Annotated in this window: 19 protein-coding genes; 4 read left to right on the top strand and 15 right to left on the bottom strand. The window is 63.2% G+C overall.

What is annotated here, in order from left to right:
* Nucleotides 1–33 precede the first annotated feature (33 nt).
* From ACIOJF_RS07325 to ACIOJF_RS07305, 5 genes are all read right to left on the bottom strand, one after another.
* Nucleotides 34–927, bottom strand: a complete 894-nt coding sequence (locus ACIOJF_RS07325; protein ID WP_105656532.1) for an ATP-binding cassette domain-containing protein — start codon at nt 925–927, stop codon at nt 34–36.
* A gap of 19 nt (nt 928–946) precedes the next feature.
* Complete coding sequence (locus ACIOJF_RS07320) at nt 947–2,011, bottom strand: ABC transporter permease (protein ID WP_402741412.1); 1,065 nt, start codon at nt 2,009–2,011, stop codon at nt 947–949.
* A 75-nt stretch (nt 2,012–2,086) separates the two neighbouring features.
* Entirely contained in the window at nt 2,087–3,082 is a 996-nt protein-coding gene (locus ACIOJF_RS07315) for a substrate-binding domain-containing protein (protein WP_402741411.1), read from the bottom strand.
* Nucleotides 3,083–3,291: 209 nt separating this feature from the next.
* Nucleotides 3,292–4,305 carry a LacI family DNA-binding transcriptional regulator gene (locus tag ACIOJF_RS07310; RefSeq protein WP_402741410.1) on the bottom strand — a complete coding sequence of 338 codons (1,014 nt, stop codon included), beginning with the start codon at nt 4,303–4,305 and terminating at the stop codon, nt 3,292–3,294.
* 5 nt (nt 4,306–4,310) lie between these two features.
* Nucleotides 4,311–5,519, bottom strand: coding sequence for a Gfo/Idh/MocA family protein (locus tag ACIOJF_RS07305; RefSeq protein ID WP_133833851.1), 1,209 nt, complete (start codon nt 5,517–5,519; stop codon nt 4,311–4,313).
* A gap of 360 nt (nt 5,520–5,879) precedes the next feature.
* Here ACIOJF_RS07305 and ACIOJF_RS07300 point away from each other — a divergent pair, with 360 nt between their 5' ends.
* Together ACIOJF_RS07300 and iolB are read left to right on the top strand one after the other, a co-directional pair.
* Entirely contained in the window at nt 5,880–6,620 is a 741-nt protein-coding gene (locus tag ACIOJF_RS07300) for a GntR family transcriptional regulator (RefSeq protein ID WP_332486354.1), read from the top strand.
* Nucleotides 6,621–6,653: 33 nt separating this feature from the next.
* On the top strand, nt 6,654–7,556 hold the full coding sequence (iolB, locus tag ACIOJF_RS07295) for a 5-deoxy-glucuronate isomerase (RefSeq protein ID WP_105656538.1): 903 nt from the start codon (nt 6,654–6,656) through the stop codon (nt 7,554–7,556).
* A gap of 91 nt (nt 7,557–7,647) precedes the next feature.
* On the opposite strand, the gene ACIOJF_RS07290 is transcribed toward iolB, so the two are convergent.
* Complete coding sequence (locus tag ACIOJF_RS07290; RefSeq protein ID WP_105656539.1) at nt 7,648–8,442, bottom strand: TIM barrel protein; 795 nt, start codon at nt 8,440–8,442, stop codon at nt 7,648–7,650.
* Nucleotides 8,439–9,530, bottom strand: coding sequence for a Gfo/Idh/MocA family oxidoreductase (locus ACIOJF_RS07285; RefSeq protein WP_105656540.1), 1,092 nt, complete (start codon nt 9,528–9,530; stop codon nt 8,439–8,441). Before ACIOJF_RS07285 ends, ACIOJF_RS07290 begins: the two co-directional genes overlap by 4 nt.
* A gap of 96 nt (nt 9,531–9,626) precedes the next feature.
* Between ACIOJF_RS07285 and ACIOJF_RS07280 the strand changes: the two genes are divergently transcribed.
* On the top strand, nt 9,627–10,616 hold the full coding sequence (locus tag ACIOJF_RS07280) for a LacI family DNA-binding transcriptional regulator (RefSeq protein WP_105656541.1): 990 nt from the start codon (nt 9,627–9,629) through the stop codon (nt 10,614–10,616).
* Between the two features lie 65 nt (nt 10,617–10,681).
* Here ACIOJF_RS07280 and ACIOJF_RS07275 read toward each other — a convergent pair whose 3' ends face one another.
* The 8 genes from ACIOJF_RS07275 to iolC form a co-directional block, all read right to left on the bottom strand.
* Entirely contained in the window at nt 10,682–12,172 is a 1,491-nt protein-coding gene (locus ACIOJF_RS07275; protein WP_105656542.1) for a sugar porter family MFS transporter, read from the bottom strand.
* A 414-nt stretch (nt 12,173–12,586) separates the two neighbouring features.
* Nucleotides 12,587–13,471 carry a sugar phosphate isomerase/epimerase gene (locus ACIOJF_RS07270; protein ID WP_105656543.1) on the bottom strand — a complete coding sequence of 295 codons (885 nt, stop codon included), beginning with the start codon at nt 13,469–13,471 and terminating at the stop codon, nt 12,587–12,589.
* Nucleotides 13,472–13,478: 7 nt separating this feature from the next.
* A complete protein-coding gene (locus tag ACIOJF_RS07265; protein WP_105656544.1) occupies nt 13,479–14,492 on the bottom strand; it encodes a Gfo/Idh/MocA family protein in 1,014 nt (337 codons plus the stop codon).
* A 40-nt stretch (nt 14,493–14,532) separates the two neighbouring features.
* Nucleotides 14,533–15,453, bottom strand: coding sequence for a sugar phosphate isomerase/epimerase (locus tag ACIOJF_RS07260; protein WP_105656545.1), 921 nt, complete (start codon nt 15,451–15,453; stop codon nt 14,533–14,535).
* A gap of 30 nt (nt 15,454–15,483) precedes the next feature.
* Nucleotides 15,484–16,998, bottom strand: coding sequence for a CoA-acylating methylmalonate-semialdehyde dehydrogenase (locus ACIOJF_RS07255; RefSeq protein ID WP_105656546.1), 1,515 nt, complete (start codon nt 16,996–16,998; stop codon nt 15,484–15,486).
* 44 nt (nt 16,999–17,042) lie between these two features.
* Complete coding sequence (gene iolD / locus ACIOJF_RS07250) at nt 17,043–18,974, bottom strand: 3D-(3,5/4)-trihydroxycyclohexane-1,2-dione acylhydrolase (decyclizing) (RefSeq protein ID WP_105656547.1); 1,932 nt, start codon at nt 18,972–18,974, stop codon at nt 17,043–17,045.
* Between the two features lie 30 nt (nt 18,975–19,004).
* Nucleotides 19,005–19,934: a deoxyribose-phosphate aldolase gene (locus ACIOJF_RS07245; RefSeq protein WP_105656548.1), complete on the bottom strand. Its 930-nt coding sequence runs from the start codon at nt 19,932–19,934 to the stop codon at nt 19,005–19,007.
* A gap of 2 nt (nt 19,935–19,936) precedes the next feature.
* Nucleotides 19,937–20,929, bottom strand: coding sequence for a 5-dehydro-2-deoxygluconokinase (iolC, locus tag ACIOJF_RS07240; protein WP_105656549.1), 993 nt, complete (start codon nt 20,927–20,929; stop codon nt 19,937–19,939).
* Nucleotides 20,930–21,268: 339 nt separating this feature from the next.
* Between iolC and ACIOJF_RS07235 the strand changes: the two genes are divergently transcribed.
* A complete protein-coding gene (locus ACIOJF_RS07235) occupies nt 21,269–22,276 on the top strand; it encodes a LacI family DNA-binding transcriptional regulator (protein ID WP_402741409.1) in 1,008 nt (335 codons plus the stop codon).
* Nucleotides 22,277–22,287 lie beyond the last annotated feature (11 nt).

Below are 22,287 nucleotides of genomic sequence, written 5' to 3'. Positions count from 1 at the left end.
CGCGAAGAAGCCCAGGCCTTAGCTGCGGTTGGGTCAGGCTGTTGCTTGAGAGTTCGCGCCCGCCTCTGCCTCTGCCAGCTCTTCATCATGTCCACCGAGCTGTTCAAGCTCATGAGCCAGTTCAGCGAGTTCAGCGCCACCGGCCATCTGGGCGGTCAGCTCTTCGACGGTGATTTCCGACTTCGAGTAGTACCCGATGGAGCGGCCGCGTTTCAGCAACAGGAACGAGTCCCCTACCGGATACGCGTGATGCGGGTTGTGCGTAATGAAGATGACACCCAACCCGCGGTCGCGCGCCTGGAGGATGTAGCGCAGCACCACGCCGGACTGCTTGACGCCCAAGGCGGCGGTGGGCTCATCGAGGATCAGGACCTTGGCTCCGAAATATACCGCGCGAGCGATGGCTACGCACTGGCGTTCACCGCCGGACAGCTGGCCGATCGGCTGCTCGACGTCACGCAGATCAATGCCCATGTCGGAGAGCTCCTGCTTGGTGATGTCCTTCATTTTCTGCACATCAAGCTTCTTGAACGGCCCAACCCCGGTGGTCAGTTCCGAGCCGAGGAAGAAGTTGCGCCAGATCGGCATCAAAGGAACGACCGCCAGGTCCTGGTACACCGCGGCGATGCCGGCATCCAGTGCGACGCGGGGACTCTTGAGCTTGATGGCCGAGCCATGCAAACTGAACTCTCCTTCATCGTGCTGGTGCAAGCCGGCGATGATCTTGATCAGCGTGGACTTGCCGGCGCCGTTATCCCCGAGAACGCAGGTGACCTTGCCCGGATCCACCACCATGTCGACACCGCGCAGGGCGATGATGCTTCCGTAGTGCTTGCCAACTCCCTTGAGGGTCAGCAGGTTGTCGCTGATCTTGGGCTCGAGCTTCTCGAGCAGGTCTTCGGTCTTCTTATTCTTGCGAGTCTTCATGATTTTTGTCCTTGGCTTCCTATTTGCTGGATTCCGCACGCTTTTTCACCACGATGTTGACCACCGTAGCCAAGAGCAGCATCAGGCCAAGGAAGAACTTGAACCAGTCCGGATTCCATTCCGCGTACACGATGCCCTTGTTCGCCATGCCGAAAATGAACGCCCCGATAGCGCCGCCAATGGCTGAACCGTAACCGCCGGTGAGCAGGCAGCCGCCGATGACCGCGGCAATGATGTAGAGGAATTCATTGCCGATGCCTTCGCCGGACTGCACCGAGTCAAAGGCGAAGAGGTTGTGCATGCCCAGCACCCAGCCGCAGAATCCAACGGCCATGAAGAGTCCGATCTTGGTGCGGACCACTGGAACGCCGACGGCGCGAGCGGCCTTCTCATCCCCGCCTACGGCGAAGATCCAGTTCCCGATCTTGGTTCGGAGCAAGATCCAGGAAGCGATGATCACCATGGCGATCCAGATGAACACGGTGATCTTGACGTCGATCCCGGCGATATTGACTGAAGAGGCAAAGACCGCCTTTGCGCTCTGGAATCCTTCGATATCCGCAATAGATGGAGAGGACACCGAGCCGCCAATGGCTCGCGTCAGGCCCAGATTCAGGCCGGTGAGCATCAAGAAACTGGCCAGCGTCACGATGAAGGATGGCAGCTTGGTCTTGATCAGGATGATTCCGTTGATGAAACCGATCAGCAGCGAGACGACCAGGGCCAAGGCAATGCCGACCCAGACGTTGAGACCGAAGTACCAGGAGATCATCGATGCACTGAGCGCCGAAGAAATGACGGCCACACCGGTGGATAGGTCGAACTCGCCACCGATCATCAGCAGTGACACGCCAACGGCCATGATGCCGATGGTCGAAGCCCCATAGAGGACGGTGGCCAAGGATGCGGGAGCCAGGAAGACCGGAGCGACGACGGCGAAGAATACGAAGAGGGCGATGGCGCCCACGAGTGCCCCGATTTCCGGACGGCCCAGAAGGATCGACAATGCGCTTTTCTTGCCGACGCGCTCGTCCAGAGCCGGAGTTTTTCTCTTTTGAGAGGGTGAAGCTGTTATTGATGACATGGGATTTCCTCCGTGTCCAGGCTGCGCGCCGGATCGCCGCTACCGGCAGATCAGGCGCGCGCCGAGGGGATGTGGCTAGCGGACGCCTTCTTGGGCGAAACTGGTAATTTGCTCAGCGACGGCCTTGTCTACAACAGCCGGGCCGGTCAACGTCGCCTGTCCACCGCCAATGGTGAAGCCGCCACGGTTGTTCTGCCACAGCGCATCAACTGCCATGTAGCCCTGCAACCAAGGCTGCTGGTCAACGGTGAACATCACATTGCCCTTGGTGATTTCTTCAACCAACTGCGAGTTCATGTCGAAGGAAGCTACCTCGACCTCGGACTTCGCCGTGGCTTTGGCCTTGAGCAGTGTCATTGTGATGGGTGCGCCCAGCCCGATGATCGCGTCGGCTTGCTTATCGGCTTGGAGCTTTGCGGTTGTCGTAGATTCAACCTGGGTCATGTCGGTGCCCTGCACGTATAGCACCTCGGTGTCCGGCAAGATTTTTTTCACGCCGGCACAACGCGCTTCGAGGCCGACATGCCCCTGATCCTGAATGACGCAAATAGGCTTCAGAATACCTTCCGCTTTGAGCTTGTCCCCGGCGGCTTCGCCGGCCAGCTGCTCGTCCGAACCGAAGTGGGCGAATGCTCCCAAGTCCTTGAATTGGTCCTCGCCGGCATTCAAACTGACGATCGCGATTCCTGCATCCGCGGCTCTCTTGAGCGCTCCAGCCATGGCGTCGGGCTTGGCCAAGGTGACGGCGATGCCGTCCACCCCCTGGTCAATTGCCTGCTCGATCAACTGGGACTGGCGCCCGCCATCCGGGTCACCCAAGTACTGCAGTTCCACGTTGTCTTTGGCGGCAGCTTCTTCGGCCCCCTTGCGGATGATGTCCCAGAAGGTGTCTCCCGGAGGCGCGTGGGTGATAACCGCGATTTTGATGCGGTCAGTAGCCGCCACTGCACCGCCACCGGCATTGCTTTCCGGTTCCGGTGCCCGCCCGCCAGTGGACGAGCAAGCCGCCAGCCCCAATGCTGGAATGATGGCGAGCGTGATTGCGAGTTTGCGCCAAATTGGCTTTCCCATATTCGTTTCCCCTTCAGGAATCCCCGGCGCACCCCGATTGTCCCCTGGGGCGGGCCGCCTTAACAAGATGTTCCGTGACTTGAATCACAAGATGCCTAAAGTGTGCGTGACGAAAAGCGATCCGTCAAGACTTTGTTAAGACATAAGGATGTGAAGACGAGTAATTTGCCGACCTTGACAAGCACGGCGAAACGCCGCTTTCACAGGGTTCAACGGTGCAGCTGCGACGAGGAGCGCACGATAAGCCGCGGTGGAATCATCAACTGACGTGCAAATTTTCCTTCCGGATTCCGCATCAATTGGAGCAGCAGCCGCACGCTGCTGCGACCGAGATCTTCCGAATCCGAGCCGATGCTGGTCAGCGAAATTCTTCCCAGCGACGATAGGGAAATATTGTCGTAGCCAGTCACCGCCGCAGACACGCCAGCCTCATCCAGAGCCTGCAGCGCCCCAATGGCGGAAAGATCATTGAAACAAGCCAGCGATTCAGGCCGTGCCCCCGAGGCCAGCAACCGCGCTACGGCTTCATGCCCGGCCTGAATCGTTGGCCCGGCTTCCACCACCTGTACATGCTGGCGCAAGCCATGGCGCAGCATCGCCCGATGATAGGCAGCTTCGCGCGTCGCAGAAACCGGACCAGCGCCACCGGCTATATGGGTAATCCGCGCATTTCCGCAATCGACCAAGTGGTCAATCACCAAACCGAAGCCCTGCTCATCATTAACCGAAACCGCGCCAGTGCCTGATTGGGCCTGGCGCCCGCCGCCAACAAATACAGCGGGAGTCTCACCCAAGGCGGCTTCGAAGCTGACGGCGTCATCGGCTGATCCGACGACGAGAATTCCGCTGACCCGCAAATCGCGCAAGGTCTGCAATTCCGAGGGCCCAACGCCCTGCCCGTCATGAATCGCGGCCACACTGAACAGCACGTCAAGCCCTGCTGCTTGCAACTGTTCGCGAACCACTTCCGCGACGCTCAGAACCCAGGGATTATGCAGTTCCCCCAAGACGACGCCAATGGCATGCCGGTTCTCGGCCGAAAGCGAGCGCGCTGCCAGGTTGGGCTGATAGCCCAACTCGCGGATGGAGTCCTCGACCAGCGAACGCCGCATCGAACTGACCTTGCTAGGATCCGAGAGCACCAGGGAGACCAAGGATTTTGAGACCCCGGCATGCTTGGCGACGTCCCGGATCGTGGGGCGGAGGCGCGACGAGTCAGGCATGGCGGTCAGTATTGCACACTCGCAGCGCGCACAGGCTCATCCAGCGCCTGCCACGTGCCGCTTGCGGCAGATGCTTCGGCCGCTTCGACCACTGCGGCTGCGGCCACCGCATCGGCGATGGTGGAGTTCGTTTTCTCTCCACCGGCGACAGCCAGCAGGAACTTCTTGGCCTCGATGGTCTTGAGGTCGTCAAAGCCCATCGCGTTCCCTGGGCCTGGCTGGAACCGGGAGTATTCGCCATGCTTTGGCGAGCCGATCACCGTCGTGAATCCCTGCTCTTCATTGTCTCGACCGAGCACGACTTCCAGTTCATTCATGCGTTCAAAATCCCACTTGACCGAACCTTCCGTGCCGTAGATTTCCAGTCGGTAACCGCACTGCGGTCCCACAGCCACCCGGGATGCCTCGATAGTTCCGATCGCGCGGTCCGCCACGCCTTCTGGGCTGAAACGCACCAACGCTGCGGCGTAATCCTCATTCTCGACTTCACCTTGCTCACCGCCTTCGATCAGGTCGAAGTGCGTGCCCTGGCCCATGGATAGTTTCGGCCGGGACGGGATCATGACATTGGTAGATGCGGAAATGCCCTGGATGGGGCCGACAACATGGCTGCATAGATCAGCTGCATGGCTGAACAGGTCAGCGAGCACCCCGCTGCCGGCCAGCTCCCGGTTGAAGCGCCACGACAGAGCGGCCCGGGGGTCTGCCGCATATCCGGCAAGGAAGCTGGCGCGGACATTCGTGATGGATCCCAGCCGGCCTTCTTGCACCAGCTGGCGGGCGCGTGCGATAGCTGGCGCATGCCGGTAGTTGAACCCGACCGAAGTGACCACACCATTGCGGATGGCGGCTTGCTCGATAGCCTGCGTTTCGGCCAGGCTTCGGCCGGCGGGCTTTTCGATCCAGAAGTGCTTGCCGGCCTCTGCTGCGGCGATCGCCATGTCGGCGTGCAGGAAATTCGGAGCGCAAATCGAGACTACATCCACCTCGGGATCGGCTAGCACCTGGTGGTAGTCCAGTGTTCCGCGCTCGAAGCCCAGTGTCGAGATCGCGAAGTCGACTCGCGACTGCTCGGTGTCCGCGGCTATGACCAGTCTTGGCTTGATGCCCAGCTCTGGATAAGCATAGGGCACCGAACTGTAGGCGCGAGCGTGCAGCTTGCCCATCCAACCCACCGAGATCAGCCCCACGCCGATGCTGCGCTGTTCATTCATGATTTTCTCCTGCCTGCGGCGTTTAACGCCGTGATTCCCTGTGGCCGCCGTGGCTCGCCTCAGGTCTTGGACCGTTCCAAAAAACCATATGTGCCACTGGAATCCTCGGGCAATGGAATCTGCCGAATTTTTTATCAGGACAATTGGACAATCAAACCTGTTGTCCAATCCCCCTTGTCGGACCGCATGTCTGACTCAAACCCCGCAGTTGGCAACGCCGCTGGGGATCACCAACTAGCGTGGAGAATGCTTTGGAACGAATGGAGTTCCAGCCAAAGGATGCCAAAATCGTGAACTTTCATATATAGTTTGTCCTGTCAAAGCGACATATCATGACAAAGTCGCCGGCAAGGAGCAACTGTGAGCACACCACTGAGCATCAAGATCGACCGATCTTCGCCCATTCCCCTCTACCACCAGGTAGCGCAAGGCATCGAAGGCGCGATCCGCGACGGGTCGCTGGCCTCGGGCACTCGACTGGAAAATGAAATCGAGCTGGCCCAGCGGCTGCGGCTTTCGCGGCCCACCATTCGCAAGGCCATGGATGACCTAGTCCAGTCCGGCCTGCTGGTGCGCAAGCGCGGTGTGGGAACGCAGGTTGTTTCCAGCCAGATCCGCCGGCATCTTGAGCTGTCCAGCCTGAATGACGACCTTGAGCGCGCCGGGAAGAAGCCTTCTACCACCCTGCTCAGCTTCGAGCACATTCCCGCTCCGCCGGAGATCCAGGATCTTCTTTCGCTGCCCAAGGACGTCTCTGTCTACCACTTCACCCGGCTGCGTTCTGCCGGAGGCAGCCCGCTGGCCCTCATGGAGAACTGGGTTCGCGACGACATTGTCGAGCTGGACGAAAAGTCCTTGCAGGCCCATGGACTCTACGAGCTCCTGCGCGAAGCAGGGGTGAACTTCCGCCTGGCCCAGCAGCGCATCGGGGCCACGACCGCAGATGAAGCCCAGGCCAAGACCTTGGACGCAGCGGCCGGTTCGGCCCTGGTGACCATGCAGCGCACCGCGGTGGATGACACTGGGCGCAACGTGGAAACCGGCTCCCATGTTTATCGAGCAGACGCCTACAGTTTTGAAATGACCTTGGTGCAACGCTAGGCACCTGTCCCCCGCCGTCGAAAGGATCGACTGATGACCGATTGGATTTACCCTGCAGGTTCGGCCGCTAACGGAGAATGGAGCATCTCGCTCGGTGCCCATGACTCAGCCGTTTCCATAGACGGCTGGGCACACACCGGACTCAAGGTAGCTGAGCTGGCCCCTGGCCAAACAGTTGAACTGGAGGCCTGCAGCGAAGAACGGATCGTGGTCCCGCTCAGCGGCGAATCATTCACTGTCGCCATGGCAGGAACCGAACATGTTCTCAAGGGTCGCGAATCAGTCTTTGCTGGACCTGCTGATGTCCTCTACACCGGCATCAACACGGCGCTGTCCATCAGCTCCGCCAAAGGGGGCCGGGTCGCCGTCGCACTGGCCCCGGCCAAGCAGTCCTACCCGACCCGGCTGATCAGGGCAGAAGAGACCCCTGTGGAGCTGCGCGGCGCAGGAAACTGCTCCCGCCAGGTCCACAACTTCGGCACCCCGGCCGCCCTGGAAGCGGACCGATTCATCGTCTGCGAAGTCATCACTCCGGCGGGCAACTGGTCTTCCTACCCTCCGCATAAGCATGATCAGGAGAAGGAAGGCGAAACCAGCCTCGAGGAAATCTACTACTTCGAGACGCAGCTAGCCCAGGGCATGCCCGCCGAGGCGGCAAGCGATCCCATCGGCTACGCGCGCGTTTATGCTTCGGATGAACGCCCCATCGATGTAAATGCCGAGGTCCGCACCGGGGACGTTGTCCTGGTCCCCTACGGCTGGCATGGTCCGGCCATGGCCGGGCCGGGATACGACCTCTACTACCTGAACGTCATGGCCGGCCCGGGGCGGGTGCGCGATTGGCTGATCAGCGATGATCCCCACCACGGCTGGATCCGCCAGACTTGGGATTCGCAGAGCATGGATTCGCGCTTGCCTTTCGGCGCTGGCGCGTAGCTTCTCGGAACGCACGCCAAGTGGCGGCAGCAGGTTTTCCTGCTGCCGCCACTGGGCTTTAGACTCTCATTCCGATGCTCGGTGCATGATGCTAGCGCGCCACGGGCTTGGACAGCGGTGAAAACGCCTGGGCAAAGGCCGCGATGGCTCCTTCGGAATCTGCGCTGGCGTAGGCCTCCATGCCGATCGGGCCAGAATAACCCAGCTCGGCCAGCACACGGGCGACGGCCAGATAGTTGATCTCCCCGGTGCCCGGCTCGCACCGTCCGGGTACGTCTGCGACCTGGATTTCCCCAATGTGCGGAAGCGCCGAGCGCACCAGTTCGATGAGGTTCCCCTCGCCAATTTGGGCGTGGTACAGGTCCAGCATCATCTTCACGTTCGGGTGCCCGACGGCCTTGACCAGGGACATCGTGTCCTTGGCGCGTCCCAGCGGGATTCCAGGGTGATCCAGGATCGTGTTCAGGTTCTCCAGCATGAAGGTGACCTGGTGCTCTTCGCCGATGCGGCCCAGTGCTTCCAGCGTTCGCGCTGCGGTGAGCCACATCTCTCCGGTAGCCCGGAATTGCGGGCTGGCCGCCTGCCCGTCAACGAGCTGGGCCGGATGCACAACTAGCCGGTGGATGCCCAGCTGCTGGGCTGCCGGGATCAATTCCTTGGCGGTGCGAACAACTTCGCCCGCGCTGTCCGGATCGCAGAGGCTGCCAGCGCTGTAGCCTGTCATGGAGCCGAAACGGGCGCCGGTGGCCGCCAACGCCGGCAGGTCCTTGCCCCGGATATCCCAGAGTTCTATTTCAAAGCCGGCCTCGTCCAGGCGCTTCACCCGGTCGATCAGCGGAAGGTCCAGGAAGACCATTTCGGCACAGACCGCCAGTTGCCCGTTCATGGGTTCACCGCAAGGCGGGTGGCGGATTCCAACTTGACCGGCAGCCCGGATTCTGCGGATTCCAAGGCCGCCAGTGCGATGCGCAGGGCTGCGCGGGCGTCGGCGCCGGTGGGGACCGCCAGGGCCGCATCAGCCGTATCCTCGCGCAAGCCCCGGATCTTGCGGGCGAAGACCGAGAGCTGCTCGCGGTAGGCCTGGGCGAATAGCTCGATGTTCAACCGTTCGGTTGGCGCATGCGCTCCCTGGCTGTCGAAGCTGGCCGCGGCCAGCTGCACCGGATTGCCTGCCTGCACCATGCCCTTTGAACCGAAGACTTCTCCGCGCACGTCATAGCCGTAGCTGGCCGAGAAGTTCGCCTCGGCCACGGCGATTGCCCCATTGGAGTAGCGCAGGCTCACCACGGCGGTATCCAGCAAACCGGAGCCCCGGTGCTCAGGGGCCACCAGCGCATCGGACATGACGTGGACTTCCACTGCTTCGGCTCCCGGGTTCAACCAGTTCAGGGTGTCAAAATCGTGGATCAGGGTTTCAGTGAAAATGACGTGGGAACGGATCTTTGCCGCGTTGGGCAGCCCGCCGGCCACTTCTGGATCCCGGGTCAGCGAGCGCAGCAGTTGCGGGGTGCCAATAACTCCGGAATGCACCTGTTCCGCCACAACGGCGAAGTCCCGGGAGAAGCGCCGGTTGAAACCGATCTGCAGCAGCACCCCGGAAGCCTCCACGGCGTCAAGCGCGGCGTCCAAGTCCGACAACGCGTGCGCTGCCGGCTTTTCGCAGAAGATGTGCTTTCCGGCTGCGGCGGCTTGGGCGATCAAGCCGGCATGGAAGCTCGAAGGCGCCCCGATAACCACGGCGTCCACGCTGTCGTCGGCAAGCACGTCGGCGATGTCTTCGGTGTAGTTCGGGCAACCAAGCTCAGCGGCCAGTTCAGCGGCCCGGCCCGGCGCCGGGTCCGCTATGACATGCAATAGCGCATCCGGCAGATGCTGCGCCACGGTGCGGGCGTGGAATGCTCCGATCCACCCGGTACCGATAACGGCCAGGCGCAGCGGCTTTACTGAAGTTTCTGGCAGGGTCTGGTAAGCCATGAAGTCTCTCCTAGAACGTTCTAGATTTAGTGTTCAGGAAAATCATGGCACACTGGATAGCAACTGTCTATAACGTTCTAGAAGAAAGTTCCGCCCATGCCGACACCCCCTGCAAAACGCCCCACACTGGCCGACGTCGCCCGCGCCTCTGGGGTCTCGGTAGCGCTGGCCTCGATTGTCATGCGCGGTGCCGAGGGTGCCAGCGAAGAATCCCGGTCCCGAGTCAAGCAGGCGGCCGCGGAGTTGGGTTACCGCCCGGATTCGCGCGCGCGGTCGCTGCGCAGCAGCCGCAGCCGGACCATCGGTCTGGCCCTGGCGCTGGGAGAACCGTTGCATGCGGAATTGGCCGATGCCCTGTACGAGCAGGCAGACCAGAACGGCTTCGAGATCATCCTGGGCGCTACCGGCAAGCACCGCGATGAACGCCGAGTGCTCAATACGCTGATCGATGCGGGAGTCGAAGCGGTGATCGGCCTGTTCCCGGAACTTCCGCCGGCTCAACTGGTCCACGCCTCCAAGCAGCTTCCCATAATCAGCCTGCTGCGCACGATTGACGGCATCCCATCCGTCATTACCAACGAGGCTGCCGGCGTTGAACAAGCCGTCCGCCATGTGGCCCAGCTCGGCCACACCCGGCTGCTGCATCTGGATGGCGGATCTGCCATCGCGGCACAACAGCGGCGCGATGCCTTTGCCGACTCCGCCGCCCGCGCCAACGCGCACGGCCAAGTGCTCCCAGCTGGCCCCGATGACGCCACCGCTTTCACGGTCCTGCGCGAATACCTGGCAGCAACTCCCCCAGCCGAACGCGCCACAGCGGTACTGGCCTTCAATGACCGTGCGGCACTCGGCGCCCGCCAAGCAATCGACCTTGCCGGCCTGCATGTTCCCGAACAGATCTGCCTGGTCGGCTATGACGACAGTGAATTCGCCAGGCTGGCGCACGCCGATCTGACCAGCGTTCGGCAAGATGTCGCGGCACTGGCCCAAGCCGCCATGCACGCGGCCCTGAACGCCCCGGGCGCTTCCAGCACCCATGCCCCGCAGCTGGTAGTGCGAGGCAGCACGGCAAGGCCCCGGGCATAGCGGCGAGCCCAGCCCCTTGCCATGCGGCGGGGGCTGGGCTTGCCAGCTCAGCGATGCGCCGGGATTCAGGCGTTGACCACAGGCTTGACGTGGTAGATCGCTCCGGTGGAAACATCCTCTTCCAGCGCTTCCAGCGAGCGTCCACGGGTTTCAGGCACCTGCGTGGCTACGAAGAACAGTGCCAGCACACCGATGCCAGCGAAGATGAAGAAGGACCCGGTAATCCCGATCCCGGAGACCAGCGATGGGAAGAACAGCGCCAGCACGCCGTTGGTCGTCCAGCCGAAGAACACCGAGATGCCAATGCCCAGTCCGCGCATATGCAGCGGGAAGATTTCAGCCAGCCATACCCAGACGGCCACGTTCAGGAATGTCTGCATGGACATCACGAAGGCAACCACCAGGATCAGGATCACCACTGGCCGGATCGGGCTGCCAACTGGCAGCAGCATGCCCGCGATAGCCACCAGCAGGTGGCAGGTGGTGGTCAGCGACAGGCCAATCAGGAACGTCTTGCGGCGGTCCATGCGGTCCATGTTGCGCAGGGCGATAATTCCGCCAATGACAGCAACCACGCCAAAGGCGATATTCGCCAGTACTGCCTGCTGCTCTGACATCCCGGATTCTTCCAGCACGCGCGTGCCGTAGTACATGATCGAGTTGATGCCCGTGAGCTGCTGAGTCATGGAAACGCCGATGCCGATGGCGATGATGCGCATCAGCCATTTGTTCTTCAGCACCGCTTTGATGCCCACCGGCTTGTTAGCCAGCTTTTCCTCGTCGGCGACAATCTCGATCTCGTGGACTTCGGCCAGTGCGCGTTCAGGCGAGCGCACGGTCTTGAGCACCCGCAACGCCTCGGCATAGCGGCGCTTTTCCACGAGCCAGCGAGGGGATTCAGGCATGCGCAGCATGCCGAAGAACAACGCCAATGCCGGCAAGGCGCAAATCGCGAACATGATACGCCAGATGCCATCCACGGTCCCGCCCAGAACGGTTCCAATGATCGCGTTCATGACGAAGGCGGCCAGCTGGCCCGAGACGATGGCCAACTCATTGCGGCCGGTGATCGAGCCGCGAATTTCATACGGTGCCAGTTCAGCCAGGTATACCGGTACGACCGTAGATGCGCCGCCGACGGCCAATCCGAGCATGATGCGTCCGGCAATCAGCACGCTGTAGCCAAAGGGCGAGAACGTTCCCAGTTCCGGTCCAGCAGGCGAAAAGACAACCAGCAGGCTTCCCGCGAAGAAGAGGACTGCCAGCATGATGATGGTTTTCCGCCGGCCCCACACGTCAGCGATCTGCCCACCGACCAGTGCGCCAATTGCGGCGGCGAAGACCAGCGAGCTGATCACCACGCCAATCTGCAGGAGATTCAGGCCCAGCTCGGCGGCCATCGGGCCTTCAGCACCGTTGGCAACACCTGTGTCATAGCCGAAAAGCAGGCCGCCGAAACAGGCAACGATGGAGATTAAACCGAGACGTTTTGCATGGGGGCCCGGACTAAGGGGCGGCAGACTCGACTCTGCAGAAGCACTCTGCGCACTGGACATGGGGACTCCTTTGGATTGCCCGGGTGGAAGCGTGGCTGGCCTGCGGCCATCCATCGGATCAACTGCGATCCGGCTTCCTCCACTCGGTGCGGCGGGGGCCATTGAGCATTATTCCGGCCCCGTCGATAATTGAAAGTGATGGGCTTCACAGCCCTTATGTAAGGACAATACGTCATCAGTGTTTTCTGGGCAAGCATTCTTGGACATTTTGTCCTGGCGGATACTGCTTTTTGGACTGCCGCAGCCTCCCGGTCCGCCACTTCCCGGGACCATGCCCACAGATCATCACGGCATTTTGCGGCTCTTGCTGGATCCGCCTTCTGCGCAGGATGGCCCCTGGCAGGACGACGAAAGCCGAACCCTTGCGGATTCGGCTTTCGTCATGTTGCAATTCGGCTCGGGAAGCCGGTTTGGCTAGGCGCGCACGGCACGGGCAGCGTCAACGCGGCTGCGCATCTGCTCCAACTGGTACTTGGCGACTGCTACGGCGTTCTCGTTCTCGGCAAAAACGCAGGAGACCATCACGCTGTCCTGGCGGTCGGCAAATCCGTTGGCCACGAGGCCGGAGAAGAATTCGTCCCAGTTCACGTCGCCATCGCCAAGCTTCAGATGCTGGTGCACGCGCACCGCATTGCCCGGCGGGTTGGTGATGTAGCGCAACCCGTGCGAGGCATGATGGTTCATGGTGTCCGCCACGTGCACCACGCGCAGCCGCTCTCCCACTGCCTGCATGATATCCAGCGGCTTGTCCTTCATGTGGAAGGAATGCGAAGCAACGTAGACGAAGGACAGATTCGGCGAGTTCACCCCGCGGATCACCCGCCAAGCGGCCAGGCCTTCTTCGACAAAATCATCCGGATGCGGGTCAATGGCCACATTGATGCCCTCGCGCTCAATGATTGGCACGAGCTCTTCCATGGAGCGGTAGAACGCCGCCTCGGACTCCTCGGCGCGTTCCGGCCGCCCGGAGAATTCAGTGTTCATCTGGTTCACGCCGAGATCCACGGCAATCTGGATGGCGCGCTTCCAGTAGCGCACCGCGGCCTGGCGCAAATTCTCATCGGGCGAGGCCCAGCGCAGTACCGGCAGCACCGAAGCGATCTCCACCCCGGAAGCCCGGCAACGGGCCGCGAGCTGCGCGACCAGGTCATCGTCGGCCTTGGGGTGGGTGAAGAACGGAATCATGTCCGCATGCGGTGTCAGCTGGATGCTGTCATAGCCCAGCTCCGCTGCCAGTTCCGGGAACTGGAGCAGCGAATGGGTGGAATGGAACGGGGTCGGGTCCAGTGCGTATTTCATGATGCCCTTAGCTGTAGAGATCCGGCTTGCTGTTCAGCTTGACTGCCACCTTTTCGCCGGTGCGCTGGGCTTCGACTCCCGCCTCGCAGCAGGCCGCGGTGGCGTAGCCGTCCCAGGCGCTGGGCCCGCCCAATTCGCCTCGCAGCGCGGCGTCCACCCATGACTGGATTTCGGTATCGTAGGCGGCGCCGAAACGCTCCTCGAAGCCCGGGGTGACCTTGCCGCCCCACTGCCCGGCGGTACGCACATACGGTCCAGCGTCATTGCCGATGGACACGATGCCCTCCTCGAAGGAAGCCTGGGTCGCCACCTCGTAGCCGAACTTCGCGTTGACGTAGATCTCCACGTCGGCGAGCACTCCGGTCGAGGTTTCCAGCAGCACGTGCTGGGGGTCGTGCTGGCCGTTGGGAGCATTGCGGGTGGCCTTGCCCAAGCGCACCTGCACCGAGGTGATCTCGTCACCGGTGAAGTAGCGGATGGCGTCGAATTCGTGGACCACCGAGTCGTTGATCAGCATCTCATTGGTGAAGCCCTCCGGGGTGGAGGGGTTGCGGTGCTGGTGGTGCAGCACCAGCAATTCACCCAGGCTCTCGTCCTCGATCAGCTGGCGCAGCTGCCGGTACTCGGCGTCGAAGCGCCGCATGAAGCCCACTTGGATGCGCTTGCGGCCCAGCTTGGCCTCGGCCTCGACGATCTCCCAGGAGGAAGCGGCATCGGGGGTCAGCGGCTTTTCGCACAGCACCGGAATATCTGCCTCGAGCACCGCCAGCAATGCATCGTGGTGCAGGAAGCCGGGGGTCGCCAGCAGTACCGCGTTGACCTCGCCGCCGGCGAGCGCCGCGGACAGGTCGGCGTAGCCCTTGGCACCCGGGATCCCGTCGATGGCCGCAGCGACCCGGTCGGTGTCGATATCGACAACGGCCGCGACTTCGGCTCCGGAAATACGGTGGTGGATCCGCTGTATGTGGTCGGCGCCCATGCGCCCGGCTCCAACGACGGCGACGCGCAGGTTATCTGGCACGATATGTCCTTTCAAGAATTCTTGGCTAGGTGGGGATTTCTTAGACGCGGCTGCGCGAGCCGCAGCTGAGCAGGTAGTCGCGGGTGCGGGTGGCGATGGGCAGCGGCACCGAGAAGTCGGCCACCGGGTACATGTCCTGTTCGACAATTCCGAAAATCGGACGGCCCAGCTTCTCCACTTCCTTCAAGACCTCGTTGAGGTCAGGCAACCCGGAAGGCGGTTCGCACATCACCCCGGCCAAGTTGGCCGCGGCCCAGGTCATGTCCTGTTCGCGGACCGTGGCCAGGATGTCCGGGTTGATCTGCTTCAGGTGCAGGTACCCGATGCGTTCCGGGAAGCGGCGGATCAAATCCACGCTGGAAGCTCCACCGTATTCGGCATGTCCGGTATCCAGGCACAGGGTGGTGAATTGCGGGTCGGTGAGCTCAAGGAACTTCTCGATGTCGCCCTGGCCGCAGACATGGGAGTCGGCATGGGAATGGAACTGCTGCTTGAGGCCGAATTCCTCCTGCAGGATCCTTCCCAGCCGGTCATGGCCCTTGGCCAGCGAATCCCAGGCCGAACCGTCCAGGGTGCCCGATTCGATGGCCTGGCCGGTGACGTCGTCGCGCCACATGGCAGGGATCACCACAATATGCTCGCCTCCCATGGCGGCGGTCAGCTCGGCCACCTTGCGGGCTGGCTCCCAGGCTTCTTCCCAGGCGCTGGCGCTGCCGTCGATGCCGCGGTGGAAGGCGGTGAAGACGGTGCCGGCGCAGACGTTCAGGTCGCGGGCGGCCAGCTCGTCGGCCAGCTGCGCGGGGTCGGTGGGCAGGTACCCGTAGGGACCCAGTTCGATGGTCTTGTAGCCGGCTTCAGCCACTTCGTCGAGGAAGCGCTGCCAGGGTGTCTGCTGGGGATCATCGGCAAACCAGACTCCCCAGGAGTCGGGGGCAGTCCCGATGGTGATGTTCTGTGCCATGGTGCGTACCTTATCTTCTGTTCAAGGTGCCTAGTTGGAGGGGAAGTTGAAGGTGGCGGCCGTGCCCTGGGCCGGCTCCGGCCAGCGCTGCGTGATGGCCTTGCCCCGGGTGTAGAAGCGCACGCCGTCCGGGCCGTAGATGTGGTGCTCGCCGAACAGCGAGTCCTTCCAGCCTCCGAAGGAGTGCCAGGCAACCGGCACCGGCAGCGGCACGTTGACCCCGACCATGCCTACCTGGATGCGGCGGGTGTAGGTGCGGGCGTGGGCGCCAGAGGAGGTGAAGATGGCCGTGCCGTTGCCGTAGGGGTTCGCGTTGACCACTTCGATGGCTTCTTCCAGGCTGTCTACGCGCAGCACCACCAGTACCGGGCCGAAGATCTCCTCGGTGTAGGCGCTCATCTCGCGGCTGACCTTGTCGATGATGGTCGGGCCGACAAAGAACCCGTTCTCGTGGTCCTTGACCACCAGGTCGCGTCCGTCGATGACCAGCGCGGCGCCAGCTTCCTGCGCCTCGCCAACGATCTTCTGCAGGCGGGACTTCGAGGCCGGGGTGATCACCGGTCCCATATCCGCCGTCTCATCGAAGCCGTTCGAGACGTTGACGTTGCGGGCATGCTCGGCGAGCTTGTCCACCAGGCCGTCGGCGGCATCGCCCACGGCGACGGCCACGGAGATGGCCATGCAGCGCTGGCCCGCGGAGCCGAAAGCGGCGGCGTTGATGTGGTCGGCGGCCAAGTCCATATCGGCATCGGGCATGATCACCGCGTGGTTCTTCGCTCCGCCCAGGGCCTGCACGCGCTTGCCGTGCTTGGTGGCGGTTTCGTGCACGTACTTGGCGATCGGAGTGGAACCGACAAAGGAGATGCCATCCACATCCGGGTGGGTGAGCAGCCCGTCCACGGTTTCCTTGCCGCCGTGCAGCACCTGGAAAACGCCGTCGGGCAGGCCGGCTTCCTTGAACAGCTCGGCGATCAGCAAGGCGGCCGAAGGGTCGCGCTCGGAAGGCTTGAGGATGAAGGCGTTGCCGGTGGCAATGGCCACCGGTGCCATCCACAGCGGCACCATCACCGGGAAGTTGAACGGGGTGATGCCGGCGACCACGCCCAGCGGCTGGCGGAAGGAGAACACGTCGATGCCGGTGGAGACCTGGTCGGAGTATTCGCCCTTCAGCGACTGGGAGATGCCGCAGGCATACTCCACCACTTCGATGCCGCGGCTGATCTCGCCGGCGGCGTCGGAGAGGACCTTGCCGTGCTCGGAGGTGACGATGCGGGCCAGCTCGCCGGTGTGCTCGGTGAGCAGCTGCTGGAAGCGGAAGAGGATCTTGCTGCGCTTGGCGATCGATACTTCGCCCCAGGTTTCGGAGGCGGCCTTGGCCACGGCCACAGCCTGCTGCAGGTCCTCGCCGCTGGCCAGGTGCAGCTGGCCGGTGATTTCTCCGGTTGCCGGGTTGTAGACCGGCTGGGTGGCGGTGCCGGTGCCGGCGCTGGGCTTGCCGTTGATGTAGTGCAGGATTTCGGTGACTTCGGTAGCGGTAGCAGTCATGGGTTCACGTCTTTCGGTATTCGAGTTGGTCTGGTGCGGTGCGCCTAGCCCAGCAGGGGCTTCTGGCGGGATTTGTGCTCGGCGTAGGTCTTGCGGGCCTGGGTGGTGGAGTCCAGCTCGGCGACCTCGCTGACCGGCACATCCCACCAGGACTCGCTGGAGGGAGCATCGGCGTAGAGGTCGGATTCGATGTGGATCAGGATCGGCCCCGAACCCTCGGGCGCGGCCTTGGCCTGGGCGATGGCCGCCGAGAGCTCATCGATGGCTTGGGGCCCGGGCTCGATCCGGATGACCTTCACGCCCAGCGACTCGGCGTTGGCAGCCAGGTCCACTGGCAAGGTCGCACCATCATCGAAGCTGTGGCGCTGGGCATCGAGCGTGCGGTACTTGGTGCCAAAACGCTGGGAGCCCAGTGATTCGGACAGGGCTCCGATGGAGGCGTAGCCATGGTTCTGGATCAGCACGGTGATCAGCTTCAGGCCTTCGGCCACGGCGGTGACCAGCTCAGTGTGCATCATCAGGTAGGAGCCGTCACCCACCATCACCACGACGTCGCGGGACTCTTCGGAGCCTCGCGCGGTTTCAGCAAGGGCGGCGCGCTTGATGCCCAGCCCGCCGGCGATCTCGTATCCCATGCAGGAGAAGCCGTATTCCACGTGGTAGCCGAACGGGTCGGAGACCCGCCACATCTTGTGCAGGTCCCCGGGCAGCGAGCCGGCGGCGCAGACCACCACATCGCGTGGATCCATGGCCTGGTTCACCGCTCCGATGATGGCGTTCTGGCTGACCAGCGGGCTCAGCCGCTCGGCGAAGGCCGCATCAACGGTCGCGTCCCAGCGCTGCTTCTCGGTGGCGGCCTGGACTTCCAGGGCCCCCTCGACCCGGTACCCGGTCAGCGCCTCGCGCAGCGCGATCAGCGCCTTGCGGGCATCGGCGACCACCGGCAGCACGGTGCCGTGCTTGTAGGCGTCCAGCGCGGCGACGTTGATGTTCACGAACTTCACGTCCGGGTTCTGGAATGCGGTGCGGCTGGCGGTGGTGAAGTCCTCATAGCGGGTGCCGATGCCGATGACCAGATCCGCCTGCTCGGCCAGCGCATTGGCCGCGGTGGTGCCGGTGGAGCCAATGGCGCCCAGGGAGTACTCGGAATCCCACGGCAGCACGCCCACCCCGGCCTGGGTATTGCCCACGGGAATGCCGGTGGCTTCGCAGAAGGCGGCCAGCTCCTCGGTGGCGTAGGCGTACAGCACGCCGCCGCCTGCGACGATCAATGGGCGCTTGGCTTTGCGGATCATCGCCGCGGCGGCCGCGATGTCCTCGGATTCCGGTGCCGGGCGGCGGATCTTCCACTCGCGCTCGGCAAAGAGCTCTTCCGGGAAGTCGAAGGCCTCGGCCTGCACGTCCTGCGGCAAGGAGATGGTCACCGCTCCGGTTTCGGCGGGGTCGGTGAGCACCCGCAACCCGTGGTGCAAGGCACTGGCCAGCTGCTCGGGTCGCGTGACCCGGTCGAAGTACTTGGACAGCGGGCGGAAGGCGTCGTTGACGGTGATGTCGTAGCCGTGCGGCATTTCCAGCTGCTGGAGCACCGGGTCCGCGGCGCGGGTGGCGAAGGTGTCCGAAGGCAGCAGCAGCACCGGCAGGCGGTTGGCGGTGGCCAGTGCCGCACCGGTGAGCAAGTTGGAGGACCCGGGGCCGATGGAGGTGGAGACCGCGTAGGTGGCGCGCCGGCGGGTGTGCCGCGCGTAGGCGACGGCCTGGTGCGACTGGGCCTGCTCATTGCGGCCCTGGTAGTACGGCATGAGGCTCGGGTCCTTGGCCTGCCACTGCTTCAGCGCCTGGCCCACCCCGGCAACATTTCCGTGGCCGAAAATCCCGAACATGCCCGGAATCAGCCGTTCGCGGTAGTGCGTGCCGCCGATAGAATCCACCGTGTACTGGCGGCCCAGGAATTCCACGACCGCCTGGGCAACGGTCATTGTGCGTGTAGTCATCGAGCTTCGTCCTTCTCAGCTGCGTACGGTTGCGGTGGTGTCCAGTAGCGATGCGGCGGTTGCCACGGCGGCGGCCACATCCCCGTCCTCGGGATACAGCAGGGTCCGGCCTACGGTCAGCCCCTGCACCGAAGGCAGGGCCAGCGCCGCCTGCCACGAGGCGAAGACCTCGTCGGGACTGCCCGATGGATCCCCGCCGAGCAGGACCGTGGGCAGGGTGGTCGCGGCCATGACCCGTTCCATCTCCTGGACCACGGGAATCTTCAGCCAGGTGTAGGCGCTGGTTTCGCCCAGTCCCGAGGCGATGCCCATGGACTTGATCACTGCCTCCGGGCGCAGGTCGTTGACTACCTTGCCCTCGGCCCGCTTGGAGATGAACGGCTCGACCATCGCCACCAGCTGGTGCCGGGCCAGATCCGACACGGCGTCGGCGGTAGCGGCCAGGGTTTTCACGGTGTCCGGATCCTCGTAGCTGATCCGGGTGAGCATCTTGCCGCCGTCGGCGCCCAGGGCAGCCAGGGCGGCCGCGCTGTGCCCGGTAAAGCGGTCGTCGATCTCGTTGACCAAGCCGGTGAGCCCGCCGCGGTTCATCGATCCGAAGACCAGCTTGCCTTCCAGCGCGCCCAGCAGCAGCAGGTCATCGAGGATATCGGGTGAGGCCAGCACCCCGTCGCAGGCGGGGTTCTGCAAGGCGATCTGCAGCCGGTCCAGCAGCTGGCGGCGATCGGCCATGGCCGTGGCGCGCTTGCCCACGGACAGGGCGCCGCGGGCCGGGTGGTCGGCGGCGATGATGAAGTTCTGCCGTCCCAGCACCGGGCCGGCGTGCTTCCGGCGCAGCGAAGCGGCGCGCTGCACCGAGGCCGGGTCTTCCAGCCGCTGGCGGGTGATGGATTCGTAGCGGCGCGGGTCTTCCCGGTCCACTGGCAGCTCTGATGCCTGTTTCATTTCTAGACCAGGTCTTTCTGGGAGTCGGGGACGGTGCGGCCGCGCTCGGCCAGCAGGGCATTGACTTCTTCCGGGTCCGGCATGGCGTCGGAGCAGGCAACCTTCGAGGCCACAATGGCTCCGGCGGCATTGGCGTAGTCAAGCACCTGTTCCAGCGGCCAGCCGGAGAGCAGTCCGTGGCAGAAGGCGCCGCCGAAGGAATCTCCGGCACCCAGTCCGTTAGCGGTCTGCACCGGGACCGGCGCGGAAACCACGCGCTCGGTGCGGGTTTTGGCCATGACCCCTTCGGGGCCGAGCTTGACCACGGCAATCTGCACTCCGGCCTCCAGCAGGCGGTCGGCCTGCTCATCCGGGGTGCCTTCGCCGACGGCTACCGAGCATTCGGTGTCGTTGCCGATGGCCACGGTGGCCGATGGCAGGGCACGCGCTACCTGTTCGCGGGCCTGTTCCACGGAGTCCCAGAACATCGGGCGGTAGTCCAAATCCAGAATGGTGAACTGACCCTGGGCCAGGGAATCTGCTGGGCGGGCGGCATAGGCCGCCAATTGCGCGGTGCGCGAAGGTTCGCGGCTCAAGCCGGTGACGGTGCTCCAGAAGATCCTGGAGTCCTTGACGGCTTGGAGGTCGATGTCGCTGCTGTCGATGTTCCAGTCCGGCGCCATCGGGAAGCGTCCGTAGAAGTACAGCGGGAAGTCGTCCGGCGGCATGATGGCGCAGAAGGTGACTGGCGTCTGCAACGTGGCGTCGCGGGCTACCTGGGTGCGGTCCACGCCGAAGCGGTCCAATTCGCGTTCCAGGAATGTGCCGAAGTCGTCGTCGCCGATTTTGGTGATCACACCGGCTGCTCGGCCGTGCCGGGCGGCCGCCACGGCGACGTTGGTGGCGGAGCCGCCGAGGTACTTGCTGAATGTGTTCACATCCGCGAGGGAAACGCCGATGTCATTCGGATACACGTCGACGCTGATGCGTCCGAGGGTGAGTACGTCGTAAGTCACGCAGATCGACGTCCTTTCGAGTCAGAAGTTCAGGGATCGGCCAACTGCCGAAGATGTGAACGGTGCCACAAGAAATACTTTGCACCATGAATTCGGCACTGTCAAAGGTTTGTACTGACATATTTACAACATGAGTAACATGGTGTGGACAAATCCGCGGAATTCCGGGGTATTCCATCTGTTTCGGACGTTGAAAATAAAAAAATTTCCACATGCCATGTCTTGGCTTCATGGCGTGGCCCGCGAAGTTCGACGAGTAGAATCCACCCCCTAACGGCCGTGCGCTCGAGCAAAACGCTAGGCTCTTAACGAGAACAACCGACACCCCCAGGAGGAACTGTGGCCGCAGCACGCCGTCGAGCGACCATCTACGACGTTGCCCAGGCCGCAGGTGTTTCCAAGTCGCTGGTGTCCCTGGTGCTGCGCGGCTCCCCCAGCGTCTCGGAAGCACGTCGCGCGGCAGTACTGGCCGCCATCAAGGAACTGGATTACCGCCCCAGCCAGGCCGCCACGGCACTTGCCGGCGGCACGAGCCAGACAGTCGGCGTAGTCATCGACGACTACACCAACGTCTGGTTCGTGGAACTTCTTCGCGGGCTCCAAGAAGGACTGGCAAGCGCAGGATTGCGCATCGCAGTTTCCGACCGGGCACTCAACACCCACGTCGAGTCGGACCCGCTCGATGGATTCCTCAGCACCCGGGTAGAGGCTTTGGTACTGGCCACCGAACCGACTCCTGCCATGCGCTTTTCAGCGCAGGTTCCGGTCATTGTGGCCGGCAATCGCGCCACCCAGGTTCGCGGCGCGGACATTTCTTCCAGTGACGACAGGCTCGGGGCACGCCAAGCCATCGAGTACCTGGTTTCGCTGGGCCACCGGAATATTGGCCACATCGCCGGTGGCGGCGGAGCCTCGATGCTGCGCCTGGCCGGGTACCAGGAGGCAATGAAGGCCGTGGGACTCGAAGAGCGCATAGTTTCGGTCAGCGAATTGACCACCGAAGACACCGGCTACCAGTGCGCACGGCAGCTTTTGGGCGAAGCCCCGGAAACAACGGCCATCTTGGCCGGCAACGACTCAATGGCCATGGGAGCCATGGCAGCCGCCCGGGAAGCCGGCCTGTCGACACCTGGGGATTTGTCAATCATCGGCTACGACAACTCGCCGCTCTCCGGCACCCACCTGCTGCGCCTGACAACCGTGGATAGCCGCAACCACGAGCTTGGATTGCACGTGGCCCAGCAGGTGCTCTCCCGGCTCGCCAATCCCGAACGCGAAGCCCAGCGCGTGCTGATGGAGCCGATGCTCATCGAGCGCGGCACCTGCGCGGCACCACGCCGGCCCTGATTCCTTCCGCT

The organism is Glutamicibacter sp. NPDC087831 (genome assembly GCF_044742845.1).
Lineage (GTDB): Bacteria > Actinomycetota > Actinomycetes > Actinomycetales > Micrococcaceae > Glutamicibacter.
This window is presented reverse-complemented; position numbering and strand designations above follow the sequence as displayed.

Excerpts from the sequence above, each read along its gene's own strand:
- ACIOJF_RS07280 (WP_105656541.1), top strand. The coding sequence starts at position 9,627 with ATGCCGACACCCCCTGCAAAACGCCCCACACTGGCCGACGTCGCCCGC.
- ACIOJF_RS07260 (WP_105656545.1), bottom strand. The coding sequence starts at position 15,453 with ATGGCACAGAACATCACCATCGGGACTGCCCCCGACTCCTGGGGAGTC.
- ACIOJF_RS07290 (WP_105656539.1), bottom strand. The coding sequence starts at position 8,442 with ATGAACGGGCAACTGGCGGTCTGTGCCGAAATGGTCTTCCTGGACCTT.
- ACIOJF_RS07270 (WP_105656543.1), bottom strand. The coding sequence starts at position 13,471 with ATGAAATACGCACTGGACCCGACCCCGTTCCATTCCACCCATTCGCTG.
- ACIOJF_RS07275 (WP_105656542.1), bottom strand. The coding sequence starts at position 12,172 with ATGTCCAGTGCGCAGAGTGCTTCTGCAGAGTCGAGTCTGCCGCCCCTT.
- iolD (WP_105656547.1), bottom strand. The coding sequence starts at position 18,974 with ATGACCGTTGCCCAGGCGGTCGTGGAATTCCTGGGCCGCCAGTACACG.
- ACIOJF_RS07310 (WP_402741410.1), bottom strand. The coding sequence starts at position 4,305 with ATGCCTGACTCGTCGCGCCTCCGCCCCACGATCCGGGACGTCGCCAAG.
- ACIOJF_RS07325 (WP_105656532.1), bottom strand. The coding sequence starts at position 927 with ATGAAGACTCGCAAGAATAAGAAGACCGAAGACCTGCTCGAGAAGCTC.
- ACIOJF_RS07315 (WP_402741411.1), bottom strand. The coding sequence starts at position 3,082 with ATGGGAAAGCCAATTTGGCGCAAACTCGCAATCACGCTCGCCATCATT.
- ACIOJF_RS07245 (WP_105656548.1), bottom strand. The coding sequence starts at position 19,934 with ATGAAACAGGCATCAGAGCTGCCAGTGGACCGGGAAGACCCGCGCCGC.
- ACIOJF_RS07285 (WP_105656540.1), bottom strand. The coding sequence starts at position 9,530 with ATGGCTTACCAGACCCTGCCAGAAACTTCAGTAAAGCCGCTGCGCCTG.
- iolB (WP_105656538.1), top strand. The coding sequence starts at position 6,654 with ATGACCGATTGGATTTACCCTGCAGGTTCGGCCGCTAACGGAGAATGG.
- ACIOJF_RS07255 (WP_105656546.1), bottom strand. The coding sequence starts at position 16,998 with ATGACTGCTACCGCTACCGAAGTCACCGAAATCCTGCACTACATCAAC.
- ACIOJF_RS07305 (WP_133833851.1), bottom strand. The coding sequence starts at position 5,519 with ATGAATGAACAGCGCAGCATCGGCGTGGGGCTGATCTCGGTGGGTTGG.
- ACIOJF_RS07320 (WP_402741412.1), bottom strand. The coding sequence starts at position 2,011 with ATGTCATCAATAACAGCTTCACCCTCTCAAAAGAGAAAAACTCCGGCT.